The 15,134-nt window shown below is 64.6% G+C and carries 17 protein-coding genes; 8 read left to right on the forward strand and 9 right to left on the reverse strand.

Annotation, left to right across the window (positions count from 1 at the left end; translation table 11 throughout):
* Positions 1 to 184 precede the first annotated feature (184 nt).
* Both FAZ97_RS25900 and FAZ97_RS25905 read right to left on the reverse strand, forming a co-directional pair.
* Entirely contained in the window at positions 185 to 1,651 is a 1,467-nt protein-coding gene (locus FAZ97_RS25900; protein WP_233271901.1) for an ATP-binding protein, read from the reverse strand.
* Positions 1,648 to 2,361 carry a response regulator gene (locus FAZ97_RS25905; protein ID WP_158761365.1) on the reverse strand — a complete coding sequence of 238 codons (714 nt, stop codon included), beginning with the start codon at positions 2,359 to 2,361 and terminating at the stop codon, positions 1,648 to 1,650. The genes FAZ97_RS25900 and FAZ97_RS25905 overlap by 4 nt, the downstream gene beginning before the upstream one ends.
* Before the next feature lie 140 nt (positions 2,362 to 2,501).
* On the opposite strand from FAZ97_RS25905, the gene FAZ97_RS25910 reads away from it, so the two are divergent.
* The 4 genes from FAZ97_RS25910 (at position 2,502) to FAZ97_RS25925 (ending at position 6,941) form a co-directional block, all read left to right on the forward strand.
* Positions 2,502 to 3,722 carry an ABC transporter substrate-binding protein gene (locus tag FAZ97_RS25910; RefSeq protein WP_158761366.1) on the forward strand — a complete coding sequence of 407 codons (1,221 nt, stop codon included), beginning with the start codon at positions 2,502 to 2,504 and terminating at the stop codon, positions 3,720 to 3,722.
* Positions 3,723 to 3,766: 44 nt separating this feature from the next.
* On the forward strand, positions 3,767 to 4,825 hold the full coding sequence (locus tag FAZ97_RS25915) for a FecCD family ABC transporter permease (protein WP_158762416.1): 1,059 nt from the start codon (positions 3,767 to 3,769) through the stop codon (positions 4,823 to 4,825).
* Positions 4,822 to 5,652: an ABC transporter ATP-binding protein gene (locus tag FAZ97_RS25920; protein WP_158761367.1), complete on the forward strand. Its 831-nt coding sequence runs from the start codon at positions 4,822 to 4,824 to the stop codon at positions 5,650 to 5,652. Before FAZ97_RS25915 ends, FAZ97_RS25920 begins: the two co-directional genes overlap by 4 nt.
* A 149-nt stretch (positions 5,653 to 5,801) precedes the next feature.
* A complete protein-coding gene (locus FAZ97_RS25925; protein WP_158761368.1) occupies positions 5,802 to 6,941 on the forward strand; it encodes a porin in 1,140 nt (379 codons plus the stop codon).
* 22 nt (positions 6,942 to 6,963) lie between these two features.
* Here the strand turns inward: FAZ97_RS25925 and FAZ97_RS25930 are convergent, their stop codons facing one another.
* Positions 6,964 to 7,464 (reverse strand): SET domain-containing protein, encoded by a 501-nt coding sequence (locus FAZ97_RS25930; RefSeq protein ID WP_158761369.1) that lies wholly within the window; start codon positions 7,462 to 7,464, stop codon positions 6,964 to 6,966.
* A gap of 249 nt (positions 7,465 to 7,713) precedes the next feature.
* On the opposite strand from FAZ97_RS25930, the gene FAZ97_RS25935 reads away from it, so the two are divergent.
* From FAZ97_RS25935 to FAZ97_RS25945, 3 genes are all read left to right on the forward strand, one after another.
* A complete protein-coding gene (locus FAZ97_RS25935; protein WP_158761370.1) occupies positions 7,714 to 8,169 on the forward strand; it encodes a MarR family winged helix-turn-helix transcriptional regulator in 456 nt (151 codons plus the stop codon).
* A 266-nt stretch (positions 8,170 to 8,435) separates the two neighbouring features.
* Positions 8,436 to 8,627 (forward strand): hypothetical protein, encoded by a 192-nt coding sequence (locus FAZ97_RS25940; RefSeq protein WP_158761371.1) that lies wholly within the window; start codon positions 8,436 to 8,438, stop codon positions 8,625 to 8,627.
* Between the two features lie 151 nt (positions 8,628 to 8,778).
* A complete protein-coding gene (locus tag FAZ97_RS25945) occupies positions 8,779 to 9,093 on the forward strand; it encodes a hypothetical protein (RefSeq protein ID WP_158761372.1) in 315 nt (104 codons plus the stop codon).
* 3 nt (positions 9,094 to 9,096) lie between these two features.
* On the opposite strand, the gene FAZ97_RS25950 is transcribed toward FAZ97_RS25945, so the two are convergent.
* The 6 genes from FAZ97_RS25950 to FAZ97_RS25975 form a co-directional block, all read right to left on the reverse strand.
* Positions 9,097 to 9,510 carry a VOC family protein gene (locus FAZ97_RS25950; RefSeq protein WP_158761373.1) on the reverse strand — a complete coding sequence of 138 codons (414 nt, stop codon included), beginning with the start codon at positions 9,508 to 9,510 and terminating at the stop codon, positions 9,097 to 9,099.
* Entirely contained in the window at positions 9,507 to 10,055 is a 549-nt protein-coding gene (locus FAZ97_RS25955; protein WP_407671905.1) for a helix-turn-helix domain-containing protein, read from the reverse strand. The genes FAZ97_RS25950 and FAZ97_RS25955 overlap by 4 nt, the downstream gene beginning before the upstream one ends.
* Before the next feature lie 190 nt (positions 10,056 to 10,245).
* Entirely contained in the window at positions 10,246 to 11,013 is a 768-nt protein-coding gene (locus FAZ97_RS25960) for an ABC transporter ATP-binding protein (protein WP_158761374.1), read from the reverse strand.
* 25 nt (positions 11,014 to 11,038) lie between these two features.
* Complete coding sequence (locus tag FAZ97_RS25965; RefSeq protein WP_158761375.1) at positions 11,039 to 11,752, reverse strand: ABC transporter permease; 714 nt, start codon at positions 11,750 to 11,752, stop codon at positions 11,039 to 11,041.
* Positions 11,749 to 12,438, reverse strand: a complete 690-nt coding sequence (locus FAZ97_RS25970; RefSeq protein ID WP_158761376.1) for an ABC transporter permease — start codon at positions 12,436 to 12,438, stop codon at positions 11,749 to 11,751. The genes FAZ97_RS25965 and FAZ97_RS25970 overlap by 4 nt, the downstream gene beginning before the upstream one ends.
* A gap of 65 nt (positions 12,439 to 12,503) precedes the next feature.
* Positions 12,504 to 13,262, reverse strand: coding sequence for an ABC transporter substrate-binding protein (locus tag FAZ97_RS25975; protein WP_158761377.1), 759 nt, complete (start codon positions 13,260 to 13,262; stop codon positions 12,504 to 12,506).
* 267 nt (positions 13,263 to 13,529) lie between these two features.
* Between FAZ97_RS25975 and hutH the strand changes: the two genes are divergently transcribed.
* Positions 13,530 to 15,068 (forward strand): histidine ammonia-lyase, encoded by a 1,539-nt coding sequence (gene hutH, locus FAZ97_RS25980; protein WP_158761378.1) that lies wholly within the window; start codon positions 13,530 to 13,532, stop codon positions 15,066 to 15,068.
* The last annotated feature ends 66 nt before the right edge of the window (positions 15,069 to 15,134 follow it).

Here is a 15,134-nt window from a genome sequence, read left to right on the forward strand (position 1 = left end):
GGATTTCGACGTGCCGAAAGTCAGTCCCGCCGATGTCGTCCGGCAGGCCTACGACGCGCTCGAGGCCGGCGAAAGCGAAGTGCTGGCGGATTAGGGCAGTCGTGAATTGAAGCGATCGCTTTCGGCTGCGGTGCCGGGTTATCTCGATCCCGCGGTGCTTCAGGCGTGAGCGGTATGGGACCGCTCAATCGCCTATAGGCAAATCCAGCACCGCATCGAGCCCAACGATGCGCCCATCCACCACCCGATTGCGCAGCACGAGCGTGCCGCCATGCGCGGCCGCCACGCTGCGCGCAATCGTGAGCCCCAGCCCCGTGCCACCGGGCGCATCGCTACGACGCGAATCGAGGCGGAAATAAGGCTCGAACACGCGTTCGAGCAGCGCGGCGTCGGCTATGCCGGGCCCGTTGTCGCTAATCACCACGCGCACGCCATCCCCAACGTCGCGCACGGTGACGCTCGCCTCGCCGCCGTAGCGAATCGCGTTGTCGAACAGATTCTGCAGACAGCGCTTGAGGTTGCGCGCAAAGCCCGGAATGGGCGCGCGCACGCTGCCCGTCACGCTCACGGGATGGCCCTGCTCGCGTGCGTCGCCGGCGAGGCCCTCGAGCATCGAAACGAGGTCGATGCGCTGGCGCGGTTCGGTGATCTCCACGCCCTGCACGGCGTCGAGCGTGGCGCGCACCATGCCTTCCATCTCTTCGAGGTCACCGCGCAAACGCTCGCGCGAAGCCGGGTCCGGCAGCATTTCCACACGCAGGCGCAGCCGCGTGAGCGGCGAGCGCAAGTCGTGCGAGACGGCACTCAAGAAGCGTGCGCGCGCAGCGAAGCTGTCGATCAGCTGCTGCTGCATGGCGTTGAACGAGTGCGCCGCATTGCGCACTTCACGCGGCCCCGCCTCGGCCAGGGGCGCGCGATAGATGTTGCGCCCGAGCGCTTCGGCGGCTGCCGCGAAGCGGCGTAACGGCGCAAGCGCGAAGCGCACCGCAACCATCGCGATCAGGCACACGGCGGCGAAGCGCAGCGCATAGATGCGCAGCAGGTAATCCATCACGAGCGCGCCGCGCTCGGTATGCATGCCCGCTTGACCTTCGTTCGCGTGGATATCGAGCCATCCTTGACCCGGCACCTCGAGTTGCACGTGAAAGTCGCCGGTGGGCATGCGCGAGTCGAACAGGCTCAGCACGCCGCCTTCGCGCCGCGCGCCGTCGTGTACCTGGGCGTCGATCAGACGCACGGCGATGGGCTCGCCGAGGCGCTTGCGGATCACCCCTTCGATCAGCCCGGCGGTGGCGCGCTGCGCGAGCGAAAGCGTCGCGGGCGCCGGCAGCGGCGCGCCTTGCACCCACTGCAGGCGGTAGCGGTCGTCGCCGAGCGTGCCGACGATCGCCTCGCGCGTCGCGGCATCGGGCGCGCGCTGGATCAGGCGCACCGTATCGGCGAGGCGGCTGCCAAAGAGGCGCGCAGGAATTTCGAGCGTGCGGTTGTCGTGCGTTTCGAACCAGATCGTGCTGGTCAGCAACTGCCCCGCGAACATGCCCGCCGCGAGAATCACGACGAGACGCCCGAAGAGCGTGTCTGGCCAAAGCGGCCAACGCGGCCAGAGCGGCCAAAGACGCCACCTCGATGCGAAACGAGCGAACCGGTTCACGCTTCGTACCCAACGTCGGCCACGAGCATATAGCCCTCGTTGCGCACGGTGCGAATGAGCGTGGCCTCGCGCGCCGAGTCCTTGAGTTGCTGGCGCAGCCGGCTCACGCAGACGTCGATGGCGCGGTCGAGCGGCGTCATGCTCTTGCTGAACACCTGGTCGAGCAGAAATTCGCGCGAGAGCGGGCGGTTCGGATGGTCGAGCAGCGTGCGCAGCGTACGGTAGTCCGAGCCGCCGAGCGAGACGACCACGCCGTCGGGCGAGCGCATCTGCTTCATGCGCGTGTCGAGGCGCCAGCCCGCGAAGGTGATGAACGCGTTCGCGTCGGCGGCGCGCGTGCCTGGCATCGCGCGCGTGCGGCGCAGGACCACCTTGATCTTGGCGAGCAGTTCGCGCGGATCGAAGGGCTTCGGCAGATAGTCGTCGGCGCCCATTTCGAGGCCGAGGATGCGGTCGAGCAGTCCGCCGCGCGCGGAAAGCATGATGACGGGCGTGTCGTGCGCCCGGCGCAGCTCGCGCGTGAGGTCGAGTCCGTCTTCGCCGTCGAGCATGAGGTCGAGCACGATCAGGTCGACCTGGGCGGTGCCGAGTATCTGCTTCATCTGCGCGCCGTTGGTGGCGGTGCTCGCCTGGTAGCCCATTTCGCGCAGGTAGTCGCGCAGCAGTTGCCGGATGTTGGCGTCGTCGTCGACGACCAGTATGTGATCCATCTTTTTCTCTTGCTGCCGCGGGACCGAAGCCGCGCCAACACATTCCATTACAAAACGGCCGGTTTCAACACATCGCCATTACAAACGGCCGTTAAAGTTTCGTTCGCAAATAGCAATCGTTCGCATTTACAGAATATATCATGTTGACCTTTCGATTGATCCCTCGCCTGGCGCAGCGGGCCGCCACATTGGCCGCGACTTTGACCGTGTTTGCCTTGAGCGCAAGCGGGACCGCCGTCGAGGCCGCCACGCCCGCGCCCGCGCAGACGGCCCAGGCGCCGCTCGTCGTGACCGATCTCGCGGGCCGCACGGTCAAGGTGCCTGCCGAGCCACATCGCATTCTGCTTGGCGAGAGCCGCCTGCTTTCGGCGGTCGCGCTGCTCGAGGGTCAGAAGCCGCTCGCGCGCATCGTGGGCTGGCAGGGCGACCTGCCGACCATGGACCCGCAGACCTACGAGGCCTACGCACAGCGCTTCCCCGAAATTCGCCAGATCCCGCTGATCGGCAAGGCGACCGAGGACAGCATCAGCGACGAGAAGGCGCTCGCGCTGAAGCCCGACGTGGCGATCTTCAGCGTGGCGGGCCACGGCCCGAGCCGTTACAACGCGCTCGTCAAGCAGCTCGAAGCGACGGGTACGACCGTGGTGTTCGTCGACTTTCGCGTGCATCCCATGCAGAACACGCTGCCGAGCATCAAGCTGCTTGGCGAGGTTCTGCACCGCGAGAAGGAAGCGGATGCCTATATCCAGTTCTATCAGCAGCATCTCGCGCGCGTGCAGCAAGTGGTGAACGCGATTCCCGAGTCGCAGCGCCCGAAGGTGTTCGTCGACATGCTGGCGGGCGTATGGGACGCGGGCTGCTGCCACACGGCGGGCAAGGGCAACTTCGGCGAGTTCGTGGATGCCGCCGGCGGCCGCAACATCGCGGCGGGTCTCTTGCCCGGCGTGCTCGGCGACATCAGCATGGAGCAGGTGATCGCCGCGCAGCCCGATGTGTATATCGCCACGGGCAGCCGCACGAAGCCCGGCCTGGCTTCGCTGCGCGTGGGCGCGCTCACGAGCGAGCACGACGCCGATGCGAGCCTCGCGCAACTGGTCGCGCGCCCCGGCTTCAACACGATCAAGGCGATTCACGATGGCCGCGTGCATGGCATCTCGCACAACTATTACGACTCGCCGTACAACATCGTCGCGATCGAGGCGTTCGCGAAGTGGTTCTATCCGCAGCAGTTCAGCGCGCTCGATGTGCACGCAACCGAGCGCGAGCTGTATCGCCGCTTCCTCGCGATTCCCGATACGGGCACCGAGTGGGTCGACGCGCCGTTGCCTGCGGCGCAAGCGCAGCAGGAGGCCGCGCGATGAATGGCGTACGTCTGGCCGCAGATGCCGCGCGGCCGCTCGACGCGATGCCCGATGCGCGCGACTCAAACGCGCAACTGCGCGCCTACGCGCGCATCACGCGCCGCCGCGCGCTGTGCCTCGTCGCGGTCGCGCTGCTGATCATCGTCTCGCTGCTGTTCGACCTTAGCTCCGGCCCTTCGGGCCTGCCCGTCGCGACCTTGCTGCGCACGATTTTCCTGCCCGCCTCGGCGGACCTCGCCAATAGCGTGATCGTCTGGCAGATCCGCCTGCCGTATGCGGTCATGGCGCTCGTGGTCGGCGCATCGCTCGGCATTTCGGGCGCGGAGATGCAGACGATCCTCAACAATCCGCTCGCGAGCCCCTATACGCTGGGCGTTTCGGCGGCGGCCGCCTTCGGCGCGTCGCTCGCTATCGTGCTCGACGTGGCGATTCCGGGCGTCGCGCAAACGTGGATCGTTTCGGCCAACGCGTTCGTGTTCGCGTTCGCTTCGGCGCTCATGCTCGATTTCCTCGCGCGCTGGCGCGGCATGAGCACGGCGGGCGTCGTGCTGATGGGCATCGCACTCGTGTTCTCGTTTCATGCGCTCGTCGAGCTGATGCAGTTCATCGCTTCCGCCGACGCGCTGCAGGGCCTCGTGTTCTGGACGCTCGGTTCGCTCGCGCGCGCCGACTGGCCGAAGATCGGCGTGCTCACGGCGGCGCTCGCGCTCGCCGTGCCGTTCTCGATGCGCAACGCGTGGACGCTTACCGCGCTGCGCCTCGGCGAAGAGCGCGCGGCGAGCTTCGGCATCGACGTGCGGCGCTTGCGCCTCGGCACGCTGTTGCGCGTGTCGGCGCTTTCGGCGCTTGCCGTGTCGTTCGTCGGCACCATCGGTTTCGTTGGGCTGATCGCGCCGCATATCGCGCGCACGCTGTTCGGCGAGGATCATCGCTTCTATCTGCCGGGCAGCCTGCTGCTCGGCGCGCTGATGCTCTCGCTCGCCTCCATTGCCTCGAAGCTGCTGATCCCAGGCGTGCTCATTCCCGTTGGCATCGTCACGGCGCTCGTGGGCATTCCGCTTTTTCTCGGCATCGTCGTGCGCTCGCAGGGGATGTCGCAATGAGCGGACTGTCGATTCACGCGCTTTCGGTGCGCTACGGCAAGCGCGAGGTGCTCAGCGATTTGAGCGCCGGGCCGCTCGCGCGCGGCGAGATCACAGCGCTGCTCGGACCCAACGGCAGCGGTAAATCCACCTTGCTGCGCACGCTGGCGGGCCTGAACGCGCCGAGTAACGGGTCGCTAACGCTCGACGGCGCGGCGCTCACGCTGACCGCCGCGGGCGCGCGCTCGCACAGCGTGGTCTATTTGCCGCAGGCGTTGCCGGCCGGCGTGCGCCTTGGGGTGCTGGAGTCGGTCGTGGTGGCCGCGCGTGCGGGGCGCGATCCGGCGTCGCACTTTGGCGGCGCGTCACGCGGTACGTCGGCCATGCAAATCGCGCAAGCGCATGCGGTGCTCGAACGGCTTGGCATCGCGGCGCCCGCAGGCCGCTCGCTCGACGAGCTCTCGGGCGGGCAGCGCCAGCTGGTGGGTATCGCTCAGGCGCTGGTGCGCGATCCGCAGGTGCTGCTGCTTGACGAACCGTGCTCAGCGCTCGACCTCAATCACCAGTTCCAGGTGATGCAGGTGCTGCGCGACGTGACCCGCGAACGCGCGATCGTCACGGTGGTCGTGCTGCACGACATCAACGCGGCCGTGCGTGCCTGCGATCGCGCGATGCTGCTGCATCGAGGCCGCATTGCGCGCGAGGGCGTGCCGGCCGAGGTCGTCACGGCCGATAGCCTCGCTGAAGTGTTCGGCGTTCGCGCGCGCATCGAGCCATGCTCGCGCGGACAGCTTCAAGTTCTGATCGACGGTCTCGCCGGTCAGCAGGGCATCGCCAGCCGCCACTAGCGCGGCCCAGCCAGCCCGTTCAATCCGCCGTTTCAGCGCGTGTCTTCACGACGCCGGACCGCATTCGCGTGACGCGAATGCGGGGCCGGTTCGCGCGCTGCGCGGTCATCGCCACACGCAACACTCGTGATCACTCGAAGGAAAAAACAATGAAAAAGACGCTCGTCGCCGCATCCCTCGCCGCGGCTTATGCATGCGGGGCCCACGCGCAAAGCAGTGTGACGCTGTACGGCGTGATCGACGCCGGCCTCTCCTACAACAGCAACGCGGGCGGCCATAGCCTCTTTGCGGCCGGCAGCGGCAACGTCACGGGCAGCCACTGGGGCGTGACCGGCAGCGAGGACCTGGGCGGCGGCACGCGCGCCATCTTCCGTCTCGAGAGCGGCTTTAGCGTGACGAATGGCACGCTGCGCCAGGGCGGCCGCATGTTCGGCTACCAGGCGTACGCGGGCCTCGAAAACAATCGCTACGGCGCCCTCACGCTCGGCCGGCAATATGATTCCGTGGTCGACTATCTCGCGCCGCTCAGCTTCACGGGGCGTCATCCGGGCGGCAACAATCTCTCGGCTCACCCGTACGACAACGACAATCTCAACAACTCGTTTCGTGTGAACAACGCGCTCAAGTATGCGAGCACGAACTATGGCGGCGCGAAGTTCGGCGCGCTCTACGGCTTCTCGAACGAAGCGGGCGGCTTCGACGACAATCGCCTCTACAGCTTTGGCGCGTCGTACGATTTCGGCGGATTCGAATTCGGCACGGGCTACCTGCAGGCGAACAACGGCGGCAGCAGCAACACGAACGGCGCGCTCACGCTCACCGACCGCACGTTCATCGCGGCCCAGCAGCGCACCTACGGCGCGGGTGTCAACTACGTCACGCGCAATGCGCGCTTCGGTTTTGTGTGGACCCGCACGCAACTGGGCGGCCTCGACACGATCAACGGTGCGAACAGCCTCGGCCTCGTGCAGAACGGGCAGGGTGCGAGCTTCAGCAACTACGAAGTGAACGCGAGCTACATGTTCACGCCGCAATTCAGCCTGAACGGCGTGTACACCTACACGCAGGGCGCGCTTTCGAGTTCAGGCGGCGAGCATCACCCGCGCTGGCACGAGGTGTCGGTGCAGGCCGACTACTTCCTCTCGAAGCGCACCGACGTCTATGCGCAAGCGACCTACCAGCACATCAGCGCGGATGGCTCGGGTCTTGGGGCGGATATCAGCGGGCAGTCGGCGTCGTCGACGAATCAGCAGACGGTTGTCGCGATCGGCATGCGGCACCGGTTCTAAGCGCAGCGCAGCCTGAAGCAACCTACAGCAGGCTGGCAACGCTGACGATGCTGCTTGCAACGGCGTCCGCGCGAACACCCGCGCCGGCGCCGCCGAGCATCGTCCCGCGGCAGTCAGGCGTGCCGCAGCGGCAGGTGTACTCGCGGAGGGTGTCGTCGCAGGCGTCGTCGGGCAATTCGAGCGCGTAGTCGATGAACAGCTCTTCGCCTGGCAGGATGTCGCGGCACGCGTCGATGAATACGTGGCCGTTGATTTCGATGGTTTCGCAGTTCGCCTGGCAAGCGTGATTGAGCCAGCGCGCCCAGTTGCCGCCCTGGCCGCCGTCGATCACGCGGCCATCGGAAAGGCCGAAGAGAAACGTATGCGCGCCGTCTTCACGCAGACGATAACGCCGGGCCGCGCTACGCCAGCTCATGATCTTGCCTTTGTATTCGAAGATGCGCTCGCCGGCCCGCAGGGGGCGCAGTGCATAGACGCCTTTTCCGTGCACCGGCGACTGCCGGACAGTCATTCGTTTGCTCATGGCCATCTTCGCGCGCGTTGATCGCGTGCAGTATAAGCGGCCAGTATGAAAGCGAGTGATGAAAATGCATATGAGCGTTGATGCGGCGTATTGCGTCTTCGCGCATTGCGTGCACCGTGTTGAAGCAGAACGTGCCCAATTCACCGCTGCTGCCCCGCGCGAGCCCCACAGTTGACCTCGCGGGCAGGATCAGGGCAACATACCCGGGTTTCTTTCGCAGGTTTCCCGATCCAATTCCTGAGTGGGCATATGGCAAGCACGAATGAGCCGGGCGCAGAAGCCTCGTTGACCTATCGGCTGAAGGCCTTGACCAAGATCGCCGATCGTATGAGCAGCGAGCTCGCGCGCGAGAAGCTGGGTGTGCCGTATCCGGAGGCGAGCATCATCGCCGCGATCGGCACGTTCGGGCCGCAAACCGTCATGGATATCTCGCGGCGCGCCAACCTCGACAAGAGCCAGGCGAGCCGCACGGTCGAGGCCATGCTCACCAAGGAGATCCTCGCGCGCACGGGCAACGACAAAGACGGGCGCAGCGTCATCATTTCGCTCACCGCCGAAGGCCGCAAGATTTTCAAGAAGATTGGCCCGACGCTGGACAAGCGCGACAACGATCTTTACCACGGGCTCAACGAGGCCGAGCGCGTCGCGCTGCGCTTTCTGCTCGACAAGGTCCTCGCGTCACATGGTTGGGACGCCACGCCCTGAGCGCCTCCTTGTCCGTGCACGGCTTCCCGGCACGCGATCGGTCATTGAATTGTCATCAAATTGCCGCGGCGGGAGGTCGTGCCGTCTCGAGGTGCGCCAGGTGTTAACGCCCAGTGGCGCCTGAACATAAAAGAATGGCATTTGAAGCGAAAAGCGCTTCTCCGGATTGCCGTATCGTTCGCTCACATTGAAAAGCATGCCGCAAATGCCGTGCAAACGGTCGATGGCTGCATGCGGATCTAATTCTTCTTTGGAGCGAGACGGAAATGAAGGACATCATCGCGGAAGGCCACGAGACGAGCACCGAGGATCGTGCATCGGGCGCTATGCCATTGAGTGGCACGCATCGCGCGAACCGCAGCGCCGCTACGCGCGCGCCATCGAACTGGGCGTGGGCGACGCCCACTAGCCAGTACGACTGGATGGACGGCCACGCGCCGTTCGCTGTGCTCGACTAGCTCGAACTTGTCAATGATCTGGAGCCCGATGCGCTCCAATTAGCGATCGTTTGCGACAGGATGTCGCGAGCGGTCGCGCCATTTCGGCACTATAGTTGACTTGTCATGTAAATGAGGGTCGGCGGCAGGCTGTGCCGGGATGGAGGCAACAATGTTCAAAAACATCGGTGAAACGTATCTGGATCTGGTGGGAGATCGCACGCGCGTGCAAACCTCGCGCGTCACGCAAACGCTATTCGTGAAGGACAGGCTCGGCAGCCAGCTTCTGCTGATTACCCAGCACGGCAAGCCGCAGGCCGCGTTCCCGGCGACGGATCGCAATATCGAGGTCGTGTTGTGCGCGGGCTTGCGCATACACGAATACGTCATGCTCGATGGCCAGATCGACTATCAGGAAATCGCCGAAAGTCGGGAGCATTTCGAAGACGCGGCCGAAGGCATCGCCTTCGGCGCCGCGCATGCGTAGCCTTTACGACGGCTTCGGTGCCTGAATCATCTTCCAGCCGTTGCCGGCAGGGTCGCGAAAGCCAGCGTCCACGCTGCCGTAGCGGTCAACGGGCTCCTGAGTGAATTCCACGCCCTGTGCCTTCAGGCGCTCGTAGCTGCCGCGGCAGTCCGCCACGGCGAGCACGAGGGGCGGCATCGCGCCTTTGGCGACCATCGCGCGCAGCGTTTGCGCAGTGGCCTCGTCGTGAACGGGCGGCCCGGGCAGGAAGAGACCGAGCTGGAACGAGGGCTGCTCCGGGTGCTGCACCGTGAGCCAGCGGTACGTACCGTTGCGCACATCGGTATGCACGCGAAATCCGAGCTTGTCGACGTAGAACCTCAGCGCCTCGTCCTGATCGTCGACATACAAGCCCACCACATCGATACCCTGATTCATAACACCTCCTTGATGGATGGACGGACTTTAGCGTTGCCTGCGCGCCGGCGCTTCTCCAAAACTGCTGTGGTGAGGTCGGGGCGCTGCGCCGCTTTGAGCACGCAGGCGGGCACGCGGTCGATCTCGGGCAGGTTGGCCCGCAACTGAACGCGCATGGCGCTGGGGCTCAGGCCGGTAACGTCGCGAAATGTGCGGCCAAAGGTGCCAAGACTCTCCCAGCCGGTGGCGAAGGCGATATCCGTGATGTCGAGTTCGGTGTCGCGCAGCAGGGTGGTGGCCTGCTCGATGCGCCGTGTGAGCAGATAGCGATGCGGCGGGAGGCCGAAGGCGCGCTTGAAGGAGCGCGCGAAATGCGCTTCGGAAACGCCGCTGACTTCGGCCAGGCGCTTGACGGGCCAGGGCTCGTGGGAGGCGGCGTCCATGCGGTCTTTCGCGCGCAATAGGCGGCGCAGCAGGGCCGGGTCCTGGAGGGGGGCGGTGTCGGGCGGTTCAGGCCGCGCCTGGTGGACAGTGGGGGCGGCGTTGGCGGCTGCGCTAGTCGGCATGCATACGTCGGAAGTGGGCGGCATGCCGGTAGTTTAGGCACAATGGCGACCGAGAGCCGCTGATCCGCTCCCGATCTGGTGGGCCTGCCATGCATCGCTCACTGCGATTCGACGAACTGGATGATCTCGCCGTTGTCGCGCTTGAGCCCGGATGCGCTGGGGGCGCGCGAGGTCGCAACCCGCCAGAACCTTACTTCAACCGTCCCGCCAGGAACTGCTGCAGCCGCTCGCTGCGCGGCGCATTGAGCACTTCCTTGGGGTCGCCTTGCTCTTCGATCTTTCCCTTGTGCAAAAACACGACGTGATTCGAAACGTTGCGCGCGAAGCCCATTTCGTGCGTGACGACGATCATCGTGCGGCCTTCCTCCGCGAGCTTTTGCATGACCTTGAGCACTTCGCCCACGAGTTCGGGGTCGAGCGCGGAGGTGGGTTCGTCGAACAGCATCACTTCGGGCTCCATGGCCAGCGCGCGAGCGATCGCCACGCGCTGCTGCTGGCCGCCGGAAAGGTGCGACGGGTATTTGTGCTCGACACCGGCAGCCAGCCCGACCTTGTCGAGATACTTGCGCGCGCGCGCCTCGGCTTCGCTGCGGCTCAGTCCCAGCACGCTCACGGGCGCTTCGATGATGTTCTCGAGCACGGTCATGTGCGCCCAGAGATTGAAATGCTGGAAAACCATCGAAAGGCGCGTGCGCATTTTCTGGAGCTGCTTCGGATCGCTCACGCGCAGCGCGCCGCCGCGGTCGGCGCCCGTGCGAATTTCCTCGCCATTGAGCGTGATGCGTCCCGAGCAGGGCGATTCGAGAAAGTTAATGCAACGCAGGAACGTGCTCTTTCCCGAACCGCTCGATCCGATCAGGCTGATCACGTCGCCAGCCTTTGCCTTGAGCGATACGCCCTTTAAAACCTCGTTCTCGCCGAACTTCTTGTGCAGGTCGTCGACAATCAGCTTGTACATACTCGGTTCACTCCAGGGAAATGCTTCAGTGGCCTTGCGGCTTCAGGTAGGCCAGCACACGGGTTTCGAGGCGGCGGAAACCCCAGATCAGGGCGAAGACGATGGACGCATAGAGCGCCGCCGCAATGCCGTACGCCTGAAACGTCATATAGGTGGCGGAATTCGCGTCGCGCGCCACCTTCAGGATGTCCGGTACGGTCGCGGTGAACGCGAGCGTCGTGGCGTGCAGCATGAGGATCACTTCGTTGCTGTACGAAGGCAGGGCGCGGCGCAGTGCGGAAGGCAGGATGATGCGGGTGTAGACCTTGGTCTTCGACATGCCATAGGCCTGCGCCGCTTCGATCTCGCCATACGAGGTTTCGCGAATCGCGCCCGCGAAGATTTCGGTGGCATAGGCGCATTCGTTCAATGCGAATGCCAGCAGCGTGCAATTCATGGCACTGCGAAAGAAGTCGCCGAGCACCGGATTGGAATGCACGAAGTGCAGGCTGTAGAGGCCGGTGTAGCACAGCAGCAACTGCACGTAGAGCGGCGTGCCGCGGAACACGTAGGTGTACACCCACACCGGCCGCGAAAGCCACGGGTTGCGCGACGCGCGCGCGATGGCGAGCGGCACGGCAAGCAGAAAGCCCACGACGATCGAAACGACCAGCAGCCAGAGCGTAATGGCGAGGCCGCTGGTGTTGAAGCCGTCGCTGTACAGATAGTTGGGCCAGTATTGACGAAGCAGTTCGATCACAGCGCTGCCCTCCGCACACCGGTCGAATAGCGCTTTTCGAGGCGGTGCAATGCCAGATTGGAAACCGTGGTGATGGCGAGATAGATCGCGCCGGTCACGAGCGTGAAAAAGAAGAACGCCTGGGTGGCCTTGCCAGCGTCCTGCGCGGCTTTCACCACATCGGCGAGACCGATGATCGAAACGAGCGCCGTGGCCTTCACGAGCACCTGCCAGTTGTTGCCGATGCCGGGCAGCGCGAAGCGCATCATCTGCGGGAACAGGATGCGCGTGAAGACGCGCGTGGAACTCATGCCGTAGGCGAAGCCCGCTTCGATCTGTCCGCGCGGAACGGCGAGAAACGCGCCGCGGAAGGTCTCGGTGAAATACGCGCCGTAAATGAAGCCGAGCGTGATGACGCCGGCCACGAACGGGTCGATGTCGATCTGGTCCACGCCCATCATGTCGGTCACGTCGTTGAGCCAGATCTGGATGCTGTAGAACAGCAGCAGCATGAGCACGAGGTCGGGCACCGCGCGAATGAGCGTGGTGTAGGCCGTGCCGATACGCGAGAGCATGCGGTTGGGCGAGAGCTTCGCGGCAGCGCCCGCAAGCCCGAGCACAAACGCGGCGCCGAGCGAGAGCACCGCGAGCTTGATGGTTTCCCACGTGCCCGCGAGGAGCAGCGGGCCGAAGCCTTGAAAGACCATGGAAGGATGTCCTCGTTCAGGGGAGCAGCGCTCCCCTTTGTTGTTGCAGGAGAAGACTGCGGTGCTTAGCCGCCGTACACGTCGAAGTCGAAATACTTCGACTCGATCTTCTTGTACGTGCCGTCCTTGATCATGTCGGCAATCGTCTGGTCGATCTTCGCTTTGAGGTCGGCGTCTTCCTTGCGCAGGCCGATAGCGGCCGCGCCGGTGGGGATTTCCGCGCCCGCGAACGCGAAGCCCGCGCCGCGCGGCGTCTTCAGGAAGCCGAGATTGGCCTGCACTTCGTCTTGCAGCGCGGCGTCGAGGCGCCCCGACTGCAGGTCCAGATAGACCTGGTCCTGGTTCTGGTAGGGAATCACGTTGACGCCCTTGGGCGCCCAGTTCTGCTTTGCGTAGGTCTCCTGAATCGATCCCTGCTCGACGCCCACCGTCTTGCCTTGCAGCGAAGCGATGGTCGGCTGCAGCGGCGAACCCGTTTTCGCCACGAGGCGCGTAGGCGTGTTGAACAGCTTCGCCGAGAAGGCAATCTGCTGCTCGCGCTGCGGTGTGATCGTGAGCGCGGAGAGCGCGCCGTCGAACTTCTTGGCCTTGAGGCCCGGAATCATGCCGTCGAAGTCCTGCTCGACCCACACGCATTTCGCGTTCAGGCGGTGGCAGATCTCATTGCCAAGGTCGATGTCGAAGCCGACGAGCTTGCCATCGGTCGCCTTGGATTCGAACGGCGCGTAGCTCGCATCCGTGCCGAAGCGGATGGTCGACCAGTCTTTCGCATAGGCGCCACCGGCAGCAAGGGCGAGGGCGACACACAAGGCAAGTTTCTTCATGAAGTCTCCGATAAAAATGATTGGCGTATGGCCGGTCATGTGCGAGAGGTTCGGCCCAGCAAGTTGTCTATACAATTATCGATGTGTCGAAAAGCCTGGCAATCGGTGTTATCACCTGGGGATTTCACTGTGTCGAAATCGAAAGATGCCGTAATTCACGCGTCAGGAAGTGACAAATACGGGTATACGTGGAGCAGATTGAACTTGTATAGACAAGCTCGCTTCGGTAATCTGATTCCACCTTGTCCAGACAACTTTGACACTGCAATGAACATCAAACTCACTCCCGGCCATCTGACCCTGCCCCAACTGCGCCAGATCGCGCGTGCCGATGAAAACGGCGGCGTGAAGCTCGAACTCGATCCGGCCAGCTTCGCGGCCATCGACGCAGGCGCGCGCGCCGTTGCCGAGATCACGGCGAAGGGCGAACCCGCCTACGGCATCAATACGGGCTTTGGGCGTCTGGCGAGCACGCATATTCCGCTTGACCAGCTCGAACTGCTGCAGCGCAATCTGGTGCTCTCGCACGCTGTGGGCGTGGGCGAGCCGATGTCGCGTCCGGTTGTGCGCCTGCTGATGGCGCTGAAGCTGTCGAGCCTCGGCCGTGGTCATTCGGGCATTCGCCGCGAAGTGATGGACGCGCTTATCACGCTGTTCAACGCCGACGTGCTGCCCGTGATTCCCGTGAAGGGCTCGGTGGGCGCCTCGGGCGACCTCGCGCCGCTCGCGCATATGTCGTGTGTGCTGCTCGGCGTGGGCGATGTGTTCGCAAAGGGCGAGCGCATGAGCGCACTTGAGGGCTTGCGTCTTGTCGGCCTCAAGCCGCTCGCGCTGCAGGCCAAGGAAGGTCTCGCGCTGCTCAACGGCACGCAGGCTTCCACGGCGCTCGCGATCTACAACATGTTCGCGATCGAAGACCTGTATCGCACGGCGCTCGTGTCGGGCGCGCTCTGCGTGGATGCAGCGGCGGGTTCGGTGAAGCCGTTCGACGCGCGCATTCACGAACTGCGCGGCCATCGCGGCCAGATCGAGGCCGCTTCGGCCTACCGCACGCTGCTCGAAGGCTCGGCAATCAACCTCTCGCACCGCGATTGCGGCAAGGTTCAGGACCCGTACTCGCTGCGCTGCCAGCCGCAGGTGATGGGCGCGTGTCTCGACCAGATGCGCCACGCGGCCCAGGTGCTGCTCGTCGAGGCGAACGCGGTTTCGGACAATCCGCTGATCTTCCCGGAAACGAATGAAGTGCTTTCGGGCGGCAACTTCCACGCCGAGCCGGTGGCCTTCGCCGCCGACAATCTCGCGCTGGCCGCAGCCGAAATCGGCGCGCTCGCCGAGCGTCGCATCGCACTGCTGATCGACGCCACGCTCTCGGGCCTGCCGCCTTTCCTCGTAAAGGACGGCGGCGTGAACTCGGGCTTCATGATCGCGCACGTGACGGCCGCAGCACTCGCTTCGGAGAACAAGACGCTCGCGCATCCGGCCTCGGTCGACTCGCTGCCGACTTCGGCGAACCAGGAAGACCACGTTTCGATGGCGACGTTCGCGGCGCGCAAGCTCGCCGATATCGCCGACAACACGGCCAACATTCTCGCGATCGAACTGCTCGCCGCAGCTCAGGGCGTGGACCTGCGCGCGCCGCATCACACGAGCCCGGCGCTTGCGCACGTGATGCAGTCGGTGCGCGCCGAGGTGCCGCATTACGACCTCGACCGCTACTTCGCGCCGGACATCGTCGCGTTGACGAAGCTGGTGCAGAACGGTGCCATCGCCAAGCACAGCCCGCTCGCATTCGAGTCCGAGCAATAAGCAGCAGTCAGCACTAGAGACTGAATAAAAAACAGCATTCCTGAATAACATCCGAGACGACGACGT

The sequence above is a fragment of the Paraburkholderia acidiphila genome (assembly GCF_009789655.1).
Classification (GTDB): Bacteria; Pseudomonadota; Gammaproteobacteria; order Burkholderiales; family Burkholderiaceae; genus Paraburkholderia; species Paraburkholderia acidiphila.